14 protein-coding genes and 1 pseudogene are annotated in these 13,736 nt (G+C 67.3%); 9 read left to right on the top strand and 6 right to left on the bottom strand.

The annotated features are described in order from the left end of the window. The 3 genes from F3J14_RS28680 to speE all read right to left on the bottom strand — a co-directional run. On the bottom strand, positions 1-476 hold a 476-nt coding region (locus F3J14_RS28680), incomplete at its 3' end, for a 16S rRNA (uracil(1498)-N(3))-methyltransferase (protein ID WP_166725822.1). A 17-nt stretch (positions 477-493) separates the two neighbouring features. Then, positions 494-910, bottom strand: a complete 417-nt coding sequence (locus F3J14_RS28685) for a glyoxalase/bleomycin resistance/extradiol dioxygenase family protein (RefSeq protein ID WP_166725823.1) — start codon at positions 908-910, stop codon at positions 494-496. A 211-nt stretch (positions 911-1,121) separates the two neighbouring features. Further along, positions 1,122-1,979 carry a polyamine aminopropyltransferase gene (gene speE, locus F3J14_RS28690; protein WP_166725824.1) on the bottom strand — a complete coding sequence of 286 codons (858 nt, stop codon included), beginning with the start codon at positions 1,977-1,979 and terminating at the stop codon, positions 1,122-1,124. Positions 1,980-2,195: 216 nt separating this feature from the next. Here speE and tkt point away from each other — a divergent pair, with 216 nt between their 5' ends. Together tkt and gap are read left to right on the top strand one after the other, a co-directional pair. After that, positions 2,196-4,268, top strand: coding sequence for a transketolase (gene tkt, locus F3J14_RS28695; RefSeq protein ID WP_166725825.1), 2,073 nt, complete (start codon positions 2,196-2,198; stop codon positions 4,266-4,268). An 88-nt stretch (positions 4,269-4,356) separates the two neighbouring features. After that, positions 4,357-5,367 carry a type I glyceraldehyde-3-phosphate dehydrogenase gene (gene gap / locus F3J14_RS28700; protein ID WP_166725826.1) on the top strand — a complete coding sequence of 337 codons (1,011 nt, stop codon included), beginning with the start codon at positions 4,357-4,359 and terminating at the stop codon, positions 5,365-5,367. Positions 5,368-5,444: 77 nt separating this feature from the next. On the opposite strand, the gene F3J14_RS28705 is transcribed toward gap, so the two are convergent. After that, positions 5,445-6,332, bottom strand: a complete 888-nt coding sequence (locus tag F3J14_RS28705) for a LysR family transcriptional regulator (protein WP_166725827.1) — start codon at positions 6,330-6,332, stop codon at positions 5,445-5,447. A gap of 150 nt (positions 6,333-6,482) precedes the next feature. On the opposite strand from F3J14_RS28705, the gene F3J14_RS28710 reads away from it, so the two are divergent. The 3 genes and pseudogenes from F3J14_RS28710 to F3J14_RS35890 all read left to right on the top strand — a co-directional run. Then, positions 6,483-7,256: an SDR family NAD(P)-dependent oxidoreductase gene (locus F3J14_RS28710; protein WP_166725828.1), complete on the top strand. Its 774-nt coding sequence runs from the start codon at positions 6,483-6,485 to the stop codon at positions 7,254-7,256. A 9-nt stretch (positions 7,257-7,265) separates the two neighbouring features. After that, positions 7,266-8,324 (top strand): L-idonate 5-dehydrogenase, encoded by a 1,059-nt coding sequence (locus F3J14_RS28715; RefSeq protein WP_166725829.1) that lies wholly within the window; start codon positions 7,266-7,268, stop codon positions 8,322-8,324. Between the two features lie 85 nt (positions 8,325-8,409). Then, positions 8,410-8,552: pseudogene (locus tag F3J14_RS35890) on the top strand (transcriptional regulator CynR); the annotation flags it as partial. Here the strand turns inward: F3J14_RS35890 and F3J14_RS28725 are convergent. Then, the gene (locus F3J14_RS28725) at positions 8,548-9,270 is read right to left on the bottom strand and encodes a FadR/GntR family transcriptional regulator (protein ID WP_166725830.1); all 723 of its coding nucleotides are present in this window, start codon (positions 9,268-9,270) and stop codon (positions 8,548-8,550) included. The pseudogene F3J14_RS35890 and the gene F3J14_RS28725 sit on opposite strands and share 5 nt — an antisense overlap. A 213-nt stretch (positions 9,271-9,483) precedes the next feature. On the opposite strand from F3J14_RS28725, the gene F3J14_RS28730 reads away from it, so the two are divergent. The 3 genes from F3J14_RS28730 (at position 9,484) to F3J14_RS28740 (ending at position 12,458) form a co-directional block, all read left to right on the top strand. Beyond that, positions 9,484-10,806, top strand: coding sequence for a C4-dicarboxylate transporter DctA (locus F3J14_RS28730; RefSeq protein WP_006760298.1), 1,323 nt, complete (start codon positions 9,484-9,486; stop codon positions 10,804-10,806). Positions 10,807-10,911: 105 nt separating this feature from the next. After that, entirely contained in the window at positions 10,912-11,919 is a 1,008-nt protein-coding gene (gene alc, locus F3J14_RS28735) for an allantoicase (protein ID WP_166725831.1), read from the top strand. 14 nt (positions 11,920-11,933) lie between these two features. Continuing rightward, a complete protein-coding gene (locus F3J14_RS28740; RefSeq protein ID WP_166725832.1) occupies positions 11,934-12,458 on the top strand; it encodes an ureidoglycolate lyase in 525 nt (174 codons plus the stop codon). A 211-nt stretch (positions 12,459-12,669) separates the two neighbouring features. Here the strand turns inward: F3J14_RS28740 and fur are convergent, their stop codons facing one another. Next, on the bottom strand, positions 12,670-13,098 hold the full coding sequence (fur, locus tag F3J14_RS28745; protein ID WP_006753314.1) for a ferric iron uptake transcriptional regulator: 429 nt from the start codon (positions 13,096-13,098) through the stop codon (positions 12,670-12,672). Positions 13,099-13,240: 142 nt separating this feature from the next. Here fur and F3J14_RS28750 point away from each other — a divergent pair. After that, on the top strand, positions 13,241-13,736 hold a 496-nt coding region (locus F3J14_RS28750), incomplete at its 3' end, for an outer membrane protein assembly factor BamE (RefSeq protein ID WP_166725833.1).

Raw genomic sequence — 13,736 nt, forward strand, 5'->3', positions numbered from 1 at the left:
TCCGGCGCGACCTCGGGCACGCGGTTGCGTCCGCATTGTTCGCACGACGCGCGCACGACGCCGCGCCAGTGCGCGACGCGCTTGTCCGCGCGCTCGCCCGACAGTTTCACGACGCCGCGCGCGGTCGACAGCGGCACGACCGCCGTGACGCCGAGCTCGACGGCTTTCTCGATGACCCAGTCCATCTTGTCGCCGCCGGCGATGCCCTGCGCGAGCGTCACGCGATAGGGCGGCTCGGCCTCGGCCGGGTCGAACGCTTCGATCTGCGCGAGCGCGTTGCGCTTGTCGATCTCGACGAGCCGCGCGCGGTACTGTCCGCCGCTGCCGTCGAACAGCGCCAGCGTGTCGCCGGGCTGCAGCCGTAGCACCTGCGCGTGACGCGCGACATCGGCCGGCAGGGTGAGCGTCGCCTCGGCGCGCAGCGCCGCTTCGACGAAAAAGCGCGGCACGGCCGCGGTGGTGGTGGCTTCACTCATGTTGGGCGCGGCTCCGTTCATGCGCTCAGGCGGCAACCGAGCGCCCACCGGTAGCCGTTGAGATCCTCGATCTGCGCGAAGCGGTCGCCCCAGAACTGGTCCTGCGGCGCGGTCAGCGACTTCGCGCCCGCGTCGAGCGCGCGCTGCCAGGTCGTGTCGACGTCGTCGACATACAGATAGAACGATTGCGGGGCGGTTGCGTCCGCACTCTTCGGCGTGAGCGCGGTCGAGCCGAACGCGCCTTCGGGCGCGAACATCACGATCAGCTGCCCGCGGTAGGTCATCTCGACGTGCATGATCGCGCCGTCTTCATCGAGGACGTCGCGCAGCTCGAAGCCGAATGCGGCCTGGAAGAATTCGATGGCCGCCTGCGCATTGCGCACGGCCAGATAAGGCGTCAACCAAGGCACGTTGGCCGGACGTGGATCGGTCATGAAAATCTCCTGTCGAACAGTGTTGGCGCTTGAGCGGCTACGCCGGTCCCATGCTTCGCGGTCCAACGGGTATTGGCGCCCGGGCGCTCGGTCCCGCACCATGTCGCGGACAGCTGGGCGGGCCCCCGGAATCGTTCCGGGCCTGGGCGTCGCAGGTCGAGCGCGGGAGAACGCGCGACCAACCTACGGAACAATGCGTTCGCCCGTCAGCTCAGCGGCGAGCGCCCAGTGTATCGCGCAGCGCGCACGGCAGGGCAAAGAGGGCCGCATGAAGTCGCGCATCGTAGTAGCGCAATCCCTGCACGTGGCGTGCGGCGAGGCGTTCGTCGACGTCGTGCGCGAACAGCGCGGCCGCATCGAGCGTATCGCTCGCGATCGCCATCAGCCATTGGGACCCGTATAGCGGCACATGCGCGGACAGCGGATCGACGACCGCGAAGCTCGCGCGCAGGTCGTCGAGCAGCGCGGCGATGCGCGCCGCGTGGAACTCCGGCGAGCCGAGGTGCATCGAGATCGCGCCGCACGGCGTGAGGATCCGCTTGAGTTGCGCGTAGAACTCGCGCGTATAGAGGCCGGCCGCGGGCGAATCGGGCGGCGTGAGGTCGAACACGACGAGATCGAAATGCTCGATGGTCGACGTGACGAAATGCGCGGCGTCGCCGATCACGACCTCGACGCGCGGGTCGTCGAGTGCGCCCTGGTGCACGTCGTCGAGATAGCGGCGCGCCATGCCGACCACTTCGTCGTCGAGCTCGGCGACGACGATTCGCTCGATGCATGCGTGCTTGAGCAACTGGCGCGCGGCGCCGCCGTCGCCGCCGCCGAGCACGAGCGCCTTCTTCGGGCACGGATGCGCGAGTGCGGCCGGGTGCGTCATGCACTCGTGATACACGTATTCGTCGCCGACCGACGTCATCGGCCGGCCGTCCAGCGTAAACAGGCGGCCGAGCTGCGGCGTTTCCCAGACTTCGATGCGCTGGTGCGGCGATGCGACGTGCGCGAGCCGGCGTGCGTTCGGGAATCCGTAGGCGGCGTTGGGCGTGGGATGGAAGAGAAGGGTCGTGCTCACGGGCGGGCGGCTCGGGGCGGGCAGTTCTGACGTCTGAATTATAGGAGGCGCGCGGTTGTGCGGAAAAGCGTGCCGGAACACCGCGCATCGACAAGGGAAATGTCAGCCCATCTGTTAAAATGACGAGCTTTGCAGCCCCGTCCGTAGGCTCCGTCCGCTTCGCGTCCGTCAGGCGCCGCACCGCGCGCCGGGAACGATTGACGCTCGAGCTTCCGGATGCCGCCGTGCCCCCGTTTCCTCGACTCGTTCTCCGGACTCGACATGACGACTTCGTCTCCCGCCTCCACCACTCTGATGGCCAACGCGATCCGTGCGCTCGCGATGGACGCCGTCCAGCAAGCGAACTCCGGTCACCCCGGCATGCCGATGGGCATGGCCGAAATCGGCGTTGCGCTCTGGTCGCGCCACCTGAAGCACAACCCGACGAACCCGCACTGGGCAGACCGCGACCGCTTCGTGCTGTCGAACGGCCATGGCTCGATGCTGCTGTACTCGCTGCTGCACCTGACCGGCTACGACCTGCCGATCGAAGAGCTGAAGAACTTCCGCCAGCTGCACTCGAAGACGCCGGGCCACCCGGAATACGGCATTACGCCGGGCGTCGAGACGACCACCGGCCCGCTCGGCCAGGGTCTGGCGAACGCGGTCGGCATGGCGCTCGGCGAAGCGCTGATGGCCGACGAGTTCAACCGTGACGGCGCGAAGATCGTCGATCACCACACGTACGTGTTCCTCGGCGACGGCTGCCTGATGGAAGGCATCTCGCACGAAGCCTGCTCGCTCGCGGGCACGCTGAAGCTGAACAAGCTGATCGCGCTGTACGACGACAACGGCATCTCGATCGACGGTGACGTCGTCAACTGGTTCCACGACGACACGCCGAAGCGCTTCGAGGCATACGGCTGGAACGTGATCCCGAACGTGAACGGCCACGACGTCGACGCGGTCGACGCGGCCATCGCGAAGGCGAAGCTGTCGGACAAGCCGACGATGATCTGCTGCAAGACGGTGATCGGCAAGGGCGCGGCGACCAAGGCCGGCGGCCACGACGTGCACGGCGCGGCGCTCGGCGCGGAAGAAATCGCGAAGACGCGCGAAGCGCTCGGCTGGAAGTGGGAGCCGTTCGTGATTCCGCAGGAAGTCTATGCGGCATGGGACGCGAAGGAAGCCGGCAAGCGGGCCGAGACCGAATGGGACGCGACGTTCGCGCAATATCGCGCGAAGTTCCCGGCAGAAGCCGCTGAATTCGAGCGCCGGATGGCCAACAAGCTGCCGGCCGACTGGGCCGAGAAGGCCGCGGCGATCATCGCCGGCGCGAACGAGCGCGCCGAGACGGTCGCGACCCGCAAGGCCTCGCAGCAGGCCATCGAAGGGCTCGCCGCCGCACTGCCGGAACTGCTCGGCGGCTCGGCCGACCTGACCGGCTCGAACCTGACCAACTGGAAGGCATCGAAGGCGGTGCGCGCGAATCCGGAAGGCGCGGGCGTGCTGCTCGGCAACCACATCAACTACGGCGTGCGCGAATTCGGCATGAGCGCCGCGATCAACGGCCTCGCGCTCCACGGCGGCCACAAGCCGTTCGGCGGCACGTTCCTGACGTTCTCCGACTACAGCCGCAACGCGCTGCGCGTCGCGGCGCTGATGAAGGTCCCGTCGATCTTCGTGTTCACGCACGATTCGATCGGCCTCGGCGAAGACGGCCCGACGCACCAGTCGATCGAGCACGTGTCGAGCCTGCGCCTGATCCCGAACCACGACGTGTGGCGTCCGGCCGACACGGTCGAGACGGCCGTCGCATGGACCCACGCGGTGGCTGCCGACCGTCCGTCGAGCCTGATCTTCAGCCGCCAGAACCTCGCGTTCAACCCGCGTACCGATGCGCAGATCGCGAACATCGAGAAGGGCGGCTACGTGCTGAAGGACTGGGACGAAGAGATCGTCGCGCGCAAGATCATCCTGATCGCGACGGGCTCGGAAGTCGAGCTCGCGATGAAGGCCGTCGAGCCCCTCGCGCAGCAGGGCATCGCGGCCCGCGTCGTGTCGATGCCGTCGACCAACGTGTTCGATCGCCAGGACGCCGAATACCGAGAGCGCGTGCTGCCGCACGGCGTGCGCCGCGTCGCGATCGAAGCGGGCGTGACGAGCTTCTGGCACAAGTACGTCGGCCTCGAAGGCGGCGTCGTCGGGATCGACACGTTCGGCGAATCGGCACCGGCCGGCGTGCTGTTCAAGTACTTCGGCTTCACCGTCGAGCACGTCGTCGAGACCGCGAAGGCCGTGCTGGCCTAAAAGCATACGCGACGCGCGCCACCCCTCGCGCGCGTCGCACCGTGAAGCTGCACGTAACTAATTTTTTTCAGCCATCAGGAGATAGACCATGACGATCCGCGTCGCAATCAACGGCTACGGCCGCATCGGCCGCAACACGCTGCGCGCGTTTTATGAAAACGGCAAGAAGCACGATCTCGAGATCGTCGCGATCAATGACCTGGGCGACGCGAAGACCAACGCGCACCTGACCCAGTACGACACCGCGCACGGCAAGTTCCCGGGCGAAGTGTCGGTCGACGGCGACTACCTCGTCGTGAACGGCGACAAGATCCGCGTGCTGGCCAACCGCAACCCGGCAGAACTGCCGTGGGGCGAGCTCGGCGTCGACGTCGTGATGGAATGCACGGGCTTCTTCACGACGAAGGAAAAGGCGAGCGCGCACCTGAAGGGCGGCGCGAAGAAGGTGATCATCTCGGCGCCGGGCGGCAAGGACGTCGACGCAACGATCGTCTACGGCGTGAACCACAACGTGCTGAAGGCCGAGCACACCGTCATCTCGAACGCATCGTGCACGACGAACTGCCTCGCGCCGCTCGTCAAGCCGCTGAACGACCAGATCGGCCTCGAAACCGGCCTGATGACGACGATCCACGCTTACACGAACGACCAGGTGCTGACGGACGTCTATCACGAAGACCTGCGTCGCGCGCGTTCGGCCACCCACAGCCAGATCCCGACCAAGACGGGCGCTGCGTCGGCCGTCGGCCTCGTGCTGCCGGAACTGAACGGCAAGCTCGACGGCTACGCGATCCGCGTCCCGACGATCAACGTGTCGATCGTCGACCTGTCGTTCATCGCCAAGCGCGACACGACGGTCGAGGAAGTCAACGCGATCATGAAGGAAGCATCGGAAGGCTCGCTGAAGGGCATCCTCGGCTACAACGACGCGCCGCTGGTGTCGATCGACTTCAACCACAACCCGGCTTCGTCGACGTTCGACGCGACGCTGACCAAGGTGTCGGGCCGCCTCGTCAAGGTGTCGAGCTGGTACGACAACGAGTGGGGTTTCTCGAACCGCATGCTGGATACGGCAGTCGCATTCGCGAACGCGAAGTAATCCCGCACGTTGCGTGGCCGCCGTCAGGCGGCCTGCGCGGCGAACGAGCCCGGCCCGGTTTTTCCGGCCGGGCTTTTTTATTGCGACGCCGCCGTCACCTGCTCGAGCACGGCGACGAACGCGCGTTTCAGCGGGCTGTCGAGATCGGTCCACGCGAGGCCGATGCCGGTGCGGTGCCCGGCCAGGTCGAGCGGCCGCGCGAGCACGTTCGGCGGCAGCGCGCTGGCGGCTTCCGCCGGGATCAGCCCGATGCCCATTCCCGCCGCGACGAGCGCGAGCATCGTCGTGAATTCCCCGAACTCCTGCGCAATTTCGAGCGTCGTGCCCGCGCGACTCAGTGCGAGCAGCATGTCGTCGTAAAAGCCCGGTGCGTAGCGGCGCGCGAGCACGAACGCGGGCTCGCCACGCAGCGCGGCCGGCGGAATCGCGTCGTGCACGGCGAGCGGATGGTCGAGCGGCAGCGCGACGACGAAACCCTCCTCGAGCACCACGCGCGTGTCGATGCCCGCATACGCGGCCGGCAGCCGGATCATCCCGAAATCGATCCGCCGGTCGCGCAATGCGGCGATCTGGTCGGGCGTCGGCATGTCCTTCAATTCGAGCGCGATCAGCGGATAGCGCTCGCGCATCGTCCGCAGCACGGCCGGCAGCAGCGCGGGCAGCACCGACGACACGAACGCGATCCGCAGCGTGCCGATCTCGCCGCGGCTCGACAGCCGCGCCATCTGTTCCGCGCGCGCGGCCTGCTGCAGCGTCGCCCGCGCCTCGGGCAGGAATACGCGCCCCGTGTCGCTCAGTTCGACCTTGTGCCGGTCGCGCTCGAACAGGCGCGCGCCGAGTTCTTCCTCGAGCGCCTTGATCTGCATGCTCAGCGCGGGCTGCACGATGAACAGGCGCTGCGCGGCGCGCCCGAAATGCAGTTCTTCCGCAAGCGTGACGAAGGCGCGCAATTGCTTGAGTTCCATGGGCGGCGGGCAGGCGAGGGCGGTAATCAGATTTCATGATAACCGGATCAAAAAAGACCATTGGCGCGGTGCCTGGCGGAAGCCGAAGATATCGTCAACGCGAGACCGGCCGCGACGGGCAGCCGGCTCGACTGGCACGAGGAGACATCCATGACCAACGCGCTTGAACGGTTCCGCCTCGACGGCCGCCGCGCACTGATTACGGGTTCCGGACGCGGGATCGGGCTGACGCTCGCTCGCGGGCTCGCGGAAGCCGGCGCGGCGATCGTCATCAACGATCGCAATGAGGAGAAGGCCGCGACGCTCGTGCGGCGCCTGCGCGAGGAAGGCTTCACGGTCGACTACGCCGTATTCGACGTCGCCGAGCATGCGCAGGTGCGCGCGGCGATCGACGATTTCGAGGGGCGCGTCGGCGCGATCGACATCCTCGTGAACAACGCGGGCATCCAGCGTCGCGCGCCGCTCGATACATTCGAACCCGACGACTGGCACGCGCTGATGCGCGTGAACCTCGACGGCGTGTTCAACGTCGCGCAAGCCGTCGCGCGTCACATGATCGCGCGCGGCAACGGGAAGATCATCAACATCTGCTCGGTGCAGAGCGAGCTCGCGCGGCCGACGATCGCGCCGTATGCGGCGACGAAGGGCGCGGTGCGGATGCTGACGAAAGGGATGTGCGCCGACTGGGCGCGCCACGGCATCCAGGCGAACGGTCTCGCGCCCGGCTATTTCGAAACCGAACTGAACCGCGCGCTGGTCGACGACGCGGCGTTTTCGGACTGGCTGTGCAAGCGCACGCCGGCCGGCCGCTGGGGACGCGTCGACGAGCTGTGCGGCGCGGCGATCTTCCTCGCGTCGGCCGCCTCCGATTTCGTGAACGGCCAGACGCTATTCGTCGACGGCGGCCTCACCAGCGCGGTATAGGAGAACGTCATGCGTATGCGTTGCATGTGTGTCGTGATCCACGGGCCGAACGACCTGCGGGTCGAGGAGCAGGACGCGGGCGATATCGGTCCGGGCCAGGTGCGCGTCGACGTCGCGATGGGCGGCATCTGCGGCTCCGATCTCCATTACTTCCGGCATGGCGGCTTCGGTGCGATCCGGCTGCAGCAGCCGATGGTGCTCGGCCACGAGGTCGCCGGCACGGTCGCGCAAGTGGCGCCGGACGTGGCGTCGGTGAAGGTTGGCGACCGGGTCGCGGTCAATCCGAGCAGGCCGTGCGGGATGTGCCGCTATTGTCTCGCAGGGCTGCCGAACCAGTGTCTCGACATGCGCTTTTACGGCAGCGCGATGCGGATGCCGCACGTGCAGGGCGCGTTCCGCAACGCGCTCGTGTGCGATGCGGTGCAGTGCGTGAAGGTCGCAGATCACGTGCCGCTGTCGCTCGCGGCGCTCGCCGAACCGTTCGCGGTCGGGTTGCATGCGGTGTCGCGCGCGGGCCCGCTGATCGGCAAGCGCGTGCTCGTGTCGGGCTGCGGGCCGATCGGCGTGCTGGCGGTCGCGGCGGCGCGCGTGCACGGCGCGGCGGAGATCGTCGCGACCGACGTCGTCGAGGCGCCGCTGGAAGTGGCGCGCGCGCTCGGCGCCGACCGCACGATCAATGCGGCAGCCGATGCCGGATGGGTCGAACGTTACAGTGCCGACAAGGGCACGTTCGACGTGATGATCGAGTGTTCGGGTAATGCGCGCGCGCTGCGTGACGGGCTGGACGTGATGTGTCCGCGCGGGGTCGTCGTGCAGCTCGGGCTCGGCGGCGACGTCAGCTTGCCGCAGAACGTGGTGGTCGCGAAGGAGTTGTCGATCTGCGGATCGTTCCGCTTTCACGCGGAATTCGCGCTGGCGGTGCAACTGATCAACGCGGGGCGCGGCGACCTGCGGCCGGCCGTCACGCGCGTGTTCCCGATGCGCGACGCGAACCTCGCGTTCGAACTGGCCGGCGACCGGCAGCGTGCGATGAAGGTGCTGATCGATTTCGCTGACGAGGCCGCGTGAAGGTCCGACACTAGCGCACGACGCCGTCGGAAAAAGGCACGCCCGCGATTCGCGGGCGTGCTTTTTTTGTCGTGCCGCCAAAACGTTCGCGACGCGCGAGCGAATCGACCGCTATTTCATCGAGCAGGGCGCGCAGCCGACGATCGCGATCGAGACGAATACGGTCAGCGCGGTGCCGGCGCTCGTGCGCGGCGGGCGGCCGCGACGGTGCTGCCGGATGGCGTCAGCGGCCCGGCGTCGGAAAGAAGATGCCCGCGCGCTGCGCGGCGTTCGCGATGTGCGTCTCGATCGCGATGCCGGAGGCGGCCGCATCGCGGGCGATCAGCGCGTCGACGATCGCACGGTGCTCGTGCCACGTCGACAGCAGCAGCTCGCGCCGGTAGAACGGCATGCGCTGGCTTTCCTTCATGATGTCCGCGCTGCTGCGCAGCACCGACTCGATCGCCGCGTTGCCGGCGAGATGGATGATCCGCATGTGGAAGTCGAAGTCGAGCCGCGACGCTTCGTCCAGCTCGCTTTCGGTGAGCGCGACGTGCAGGTCGGCGAGGTTGTCCTCGAACCAGGCGATGTCGTCGTCGGTGACGACGTGCGCGGCCATGCGCGCGGCGAACCCTTCGAGCGCGTAGCGCATCTGGTACGTGTCGGGCGGCGACGACTGCTCGGCGAACTGCCACGGCTGGGCGGCGCTCGCCTGCGCGCTTTCGACATAGACGCCCTTGCCGGCGCGGATGCGCAGCATCCCGAGCGCCTCGAGCGTGGAGAGCGCCTCGCGCAGCGACGCACGGCTGATCTCCAGCTCCTCGGAGAGCTGGCGCTGGGCCGGCAGCAGGCTGCCGACCGGATAGACGCCTGCCTCGATCCGGTCGCGGATCGTCGCGATGGCGGCGTCGGTCACGGTGTGCGGAACGTTTTTCATGATGTGAGCGATGGCCGGTCTGACCGGCATTGTAATCCGCACGCGTGCAGTGCATGAGCGCCCTACGGGAAAGCCACGATCAGCCCCTGTTTGGTGCGCCGAAAAACCGGGGCGAAGGGGGCGGGAAATCCCTATTTTGATCGTCCTTGACGCCACTATATCGGCTTCCTACTATCGACCATAACATCACTGGTCTTACCAGTATGAACAGACGAAACTGCAACCGTTGATCGGGAGAGCGCCGTGTCGAAATTCCTCAATTCGCTGTTTGGCCGGGTAGTCGTCGCATTAATCCTGGGGGTCGCGCTAGGCGCGTTCTTCCCGCATTTCGCCGAGTCGCTGCGACCGCTCGGCGACGGCTTCCTGAAGCTCATCAAGATGGTCATCGGCCCGATCGTGTTCTGCGTCGTGGTCAGCGGGATGGCCAATGCGGGCGACCTGAAGAAGGTCGGCCGGGTCGGCCTGAAGGCCGTCATCTACTTCGAGGTGATGACCACGCTCGCGCTCGGCATCGGGCTCGTCCTCGCGTGGCTCACGCGCCCGGGCGTCGGGATGAACATCGACCTGCGCTCGCTCGATGCAGCCTCGCTCACGTCGTACGCGAAGAACGCCGAAAGCCTGAAGGACACGGCCGGCTACCTGATGAAGATCATCCCCGAGACCGCGATCGACGCGTTCGCGAAGGGCGACATCCTGCAGATCCTCGTGTTCGCGGTGCTGTTCGGTTCCGCGCTGTCGCTGCTCGGCGACAAGGCGCAGCGCGTGAACAGCCTGATCGAGGAACTGTCGCACGTGTTCTTCCGCATCATCGGCTTCATCATCAAGCTCGCGCCGCTCGGCGTGCTCGGTGCGATCGCGTTCACGACCGGCAAGTATGGCGTCTCGTCGCTCAAGCAGCTCGGCTACCTCGTCGCGGTGTTCTACCTGAGCTGCTTCGTGTTCGTCACGGTCGTGCTTGGCGTGGTGATGCGTCTCGCGGGCTTCTCGGTGTTCAAGCTGATCCGCTACCTGCGCGAGGAACTGTCGATCGTGCTCGGCACGGCATCGTCGGACGCGGTGCTGCCGCAGGTGATGAGCAAGCTCGAATACATGGGCATCAAGGATTCGACGGTCGGCCTCGTGATCCCGACCGGCTATTCGTTCAACCTCGACGGCTTCTCGATCTACCTGACGCTCGCCGTGCTGTTCATCGCGCAGGCCACCAACACGCCGCTGTCCACGCATGACCTGATCGTCGTGCTGCTCGTGTCGCTCGTCACGTCGAAGGGCGCGCATGGGATTCCGGGTTCGGCGATCGTGATCCTCGCGGCGACGCTGTCGGCGATTCCCGCGATTCCGGTGCTCGGCCTCGTGCTGATCCTGCCGGTCGACTGGTTCGTCGGCATCGCCCGCGCGCTGACCAACCTGATCGGCAACTGCGTCGCGACGGTGGTCGTCGCGGTGTGGGAGAACGACATCGACCGGGCCCGCGCGACGCGCGTGCTGAACCGCGAACTGCGCTACGTGGCGGCCGACGCACAAGGCAGCAGCGCACCGGTCGCCGGCGACCAGGCCCACGCGCTCTGAGCGTAAAGCGTGCGCAGCGGCTTTCCCCGGCTGCTGCGCGCGATCGAATGTCCCGCGGCCGGCGCCACGACGCGCCCGCCCATCTCAAAAAATAGTGGAGACGACATGGCAGCCCCCATCCTGGATCCGAACGCGCCGGCCTTCACGCGGCGCTACATGAACCTCGCCGACCCGCGACTGGGCGCGCAGGCGCTCTTTGCGAGCGACGAATTCTTCGCGCCGAAGGAGCGCATGCTCAATCCCGAGCCGGCCGTCTTCATTCCCGGCAAGTACGACGATCACGGCAAGTGGATGGACGGCTGGGAAACGCGCCGCAAGCGCACCACCGGCCACGACTTCTGCGTGGTCCGGCTCGCGCGGCCGGGCGTGATTTACGGCGTCGATCTCGATACGAGCCACTTCACCGGCAACTTCCCGCCGGCTGCGTCGATCGAGGCATGCGCGGTGGACGGCGACACGCCGCCGGACGACGCCGAATGGCGCACGATCGTCCCCGCGACGACGCTGCAGGGCAATTCGCATCACTATGTCAGCGTCGCTGACGCGCAACCGTTCACGCACCTGCGCGTGAACCTGTATCCGGACGGCGGGCTCGCGCGTTTGCGCGTGTACGGCCAGCCGCAGCGCGACTGGCGCCACGTGCCGACGGGCGAATTCGTCGATCTCGCGGCGATCGAGAACGGCGGCTACCTGGTGGCCGCGAACAACCAGCACTTCGGTCCGGCCTCGCAGATGCTGATGCCGGGGCGCGGCGCGAACATGGGCGACGGCTGGGAAACGCGGCGGCGCCGCGAGCCCGGCAACGACTGGGCGATCGTCGCGCTGGCGCGGCCGGGCATCATCCGGCGCGTCGAGGTCGATACGGCGTTCTTCAAGGGCAACTTCCCCGACCGCTGTTCGCTGCAGGCCGCGCGGGTCGCGGGCGGCACCGACGACTCGCTGGTCACGCAGGCGATGTTCTGGGCTGAACTGCTCGGCGAGCAGAAGCTGCAGATGGACCACGTGCATACGTTCGACCAGCTCGCGGCACTCGGCCCCGTCACGCACGTGCGCTTCAACATCTTCCCGGACGGCGGCGTGTCGCGCCTGCGTCTGTGGGGCGAGCCGGCTTGAAGGAGGGCAATGGCATGAGCGGACCCCACATCCTGCGCGTCGAGCGCCTGACCCGCGAAGCGTTCGCGCCGTTCGGCGACGTGATCGCGCTCGAAGGCGCGCGGCATTTCCCGATCAACGGCGGCACGACCGAGCGCTTTCACGATCTCGCGACGATCGATGTCTGCGCGGACGGCGGCCGGCCGCTCGTCAGCGTGTTTCGTGCGCAGCCGCGCGCGCTGCCGGTCGCGATCACGCTGATGGAGCGCCACCCGCACGGCAGCCAGGCGTTCATCCCGCTCGCGGCGGTGTCGCGCTACGCGATCGTCGTCGCGCCGGCCGGCGAGTTCCGGCCCGACGCGATGCGCGCGTTCCTGGCCGAAGGCTGGCAGGGCGTGAACTACGCGAAGGGCGTCTGGCACCATCCGCTGCTCGCGCTCGACGCGGTGAGCGACTTCGTGATCGTCGACCGCGGCGGCCCGCAGCCGAACTGCGACGAGATTCCGCTCGACGAGGCATGGGCGCTCGAGTTCGAGCCGGCCTGCGCGAGCGCGGCCTGACACACGGCGAAGGGCGGCATCAGGCGCCGATCAGCGGGCGTCGACGATCGCGCGGCGGCTGCACGGCTCGCCGCCGCACGATCGATTGAAAACGTTCGTTCCGACCCGGCCCGCAGGCGACCCGCGGGCCGTTTTCATTCCGGCTCCGAAAACAACACGGCCCGGGCGGCGGGATGCCGGCCGGGCCGTGGCGCTTGCGCGAAGGGTTCGATCAGTGCTTGCGGTGCGGGCAGTTCTCGGTCGTGCACGAACCGTACATCGCGAGCGAGTGTTCCTGGAGCCGGAAGCCGCGCTCCTTCGCGATTGCCTGCTGGCGGCTTTCGATCTCGGCATCGAAGAATTCCTCGACACGGCCGCAATCGAGGCAGACGAGGTGATCGTGGTGCGAACCTTCATTCAGTTCGAACACGGCCTTGCCGGATTCGAAGTTGCTGCGCGTAAGCAGGCCGGCCTGCTCGAACTGCGTCAGCACGCGGTAAACGGTGGCGAGCCCGATGTCGAGCTGTTCGTTGAGCAGGTTGCGGTAGACGTCTTCGGCAGTCAGGTGACGCACCGGGCTTTGCTGGAAGATTTCGAGAATCTTGAGGCGCGGTAGGGTGGCCTTTAGCCCGATATTCTTGAGATCCGTCGGATTGGTCATGGCTAGGCATCCCTAGAGTACAATGCAGGGCTTCAATGTTACCGGCTTTTCGCCGTTCCAGAAACACGCGCGGCTCGCGACGCGGGCCAGCACGGTGACGGAAATGTTCCCGGAATCTCTTTCGCACTTTCAGAGGAGTCGCATGCGGAGTGCCATCATCGCTGCCGCCGCCGTTGCCGCGCTGGCTGGTTGTTCGTCGTACGACAGCGTGACGCAGCGCATCGCGCAGAGCATCACGCCCTATCGGATCACCGTCGTGCAGGGCAACTTCGTGTCGCAGGAGAAGGCCGCGCAGCTGCAGGCCGGCATGACGCGCGAGCAAGTCCGCGCGCTGCTCGGCACGCCGCTGCTGGCGGACATGTTCCATGCTGACCGCTGGGATTACCTCTTTTACTTCAAGCGCGGCTCCACGTCCGTCGTCCAGCAGCGCGACCTCGTGCTGACGTTCGCGAGCGATCGCCTCGCGAGCTGGACGGGCGCCGACAACCTGCCTTCCGAGCTCGACCTGCTGGCCGATATCGACGGCGACCGCGGCGGCAAGAAGGCGAAGGCCGCAGCCGCGGCGAAGAAGGCGGCCGAAGCGGCCGCCGCCGCGAGCGCCGCGCAGGCTGCCGAGGCCGCGAGCCCGTCCGCCGGGC

Source organism: Burkholderia sp. Tr-862 (assembly GCF_011753085.1).
Lineage (GTDB): Bacteria > Pseudomonadota > Gammaproteobacteria > Burkholderiales > Burkholderiaceae > Burkholderia > Burkholderia ambifaria.

Bases quoted from the DNA above. Each gene is read 5' to 3' on its own strand.
- fur (WP_006753314.1), bottom strand. From the start codon at position 13,098: ATGACCAATCCGACGGATCTCAAGAATATCGGGCTAAAGGCCACCCTA.
- tkt (WP_166725825.1), top strand. From the start codon at position 2,196: ATGCCGCCGTGCCCCCGTTTCCTCGACTCGTTCTCCGGACTCGACATG.
- F3J14_RS28725 (WP_166725830.1), bottom strand. From the start codon at position 9,270: ATGCCGGTCAGACCGGCCATCGCTCACATCATGAAAAACGTTCCGCAC.
- gap (WP_166725826.1), top strand. From the start codon at position 4,357: ATGACGATCCGCGTCGCAATCAACGGCTACGGCCGCATCGGCCGCAAC.
- F3J14_RS28740 (WP_166725832.1), top strand. From the start codon at position 11,934: ATGAGCGGACCCCACATCCTGCGCGTCGAGCGCCTGACCCGCGAAGCG.
- F3J14_RS28710 (WP_166725828.1), top strand. From the start codon at position 6,483: ATGACCAACGCGCTTGAACGGTTCCGCCTCGACGGCCGCCGCGCACTG.
- alc (WP_166725831.1), top strand. From the start codon at position 10,912: ATGGCAGCCCCCATCCTGGATCCGAACGCGCCGGCCTTCACGCGGCGC.
- F3J14_RS28685 (WP_166725823.1), bottom strand. From the start codon at position 910: ATGACCGATCCACGTCCGGCCAACGTGCCTTGGTTGACGCCTTATCTG.
- F3J14_RS28715 (WP_166725829.1), top strand. From the start codon at position 7,266: ATGCGTATGCGTTGCATGTGTGTCGTGATCCACGGGCCGAACGACCTG.
- F3J14_RS28705 (WP_166725827.1), bottom strand. From the start codon at position 6,332: ATGGAACTCAAGCAATTGCGCGCCTTCGTCACGCTTGCGGAAGAACTG.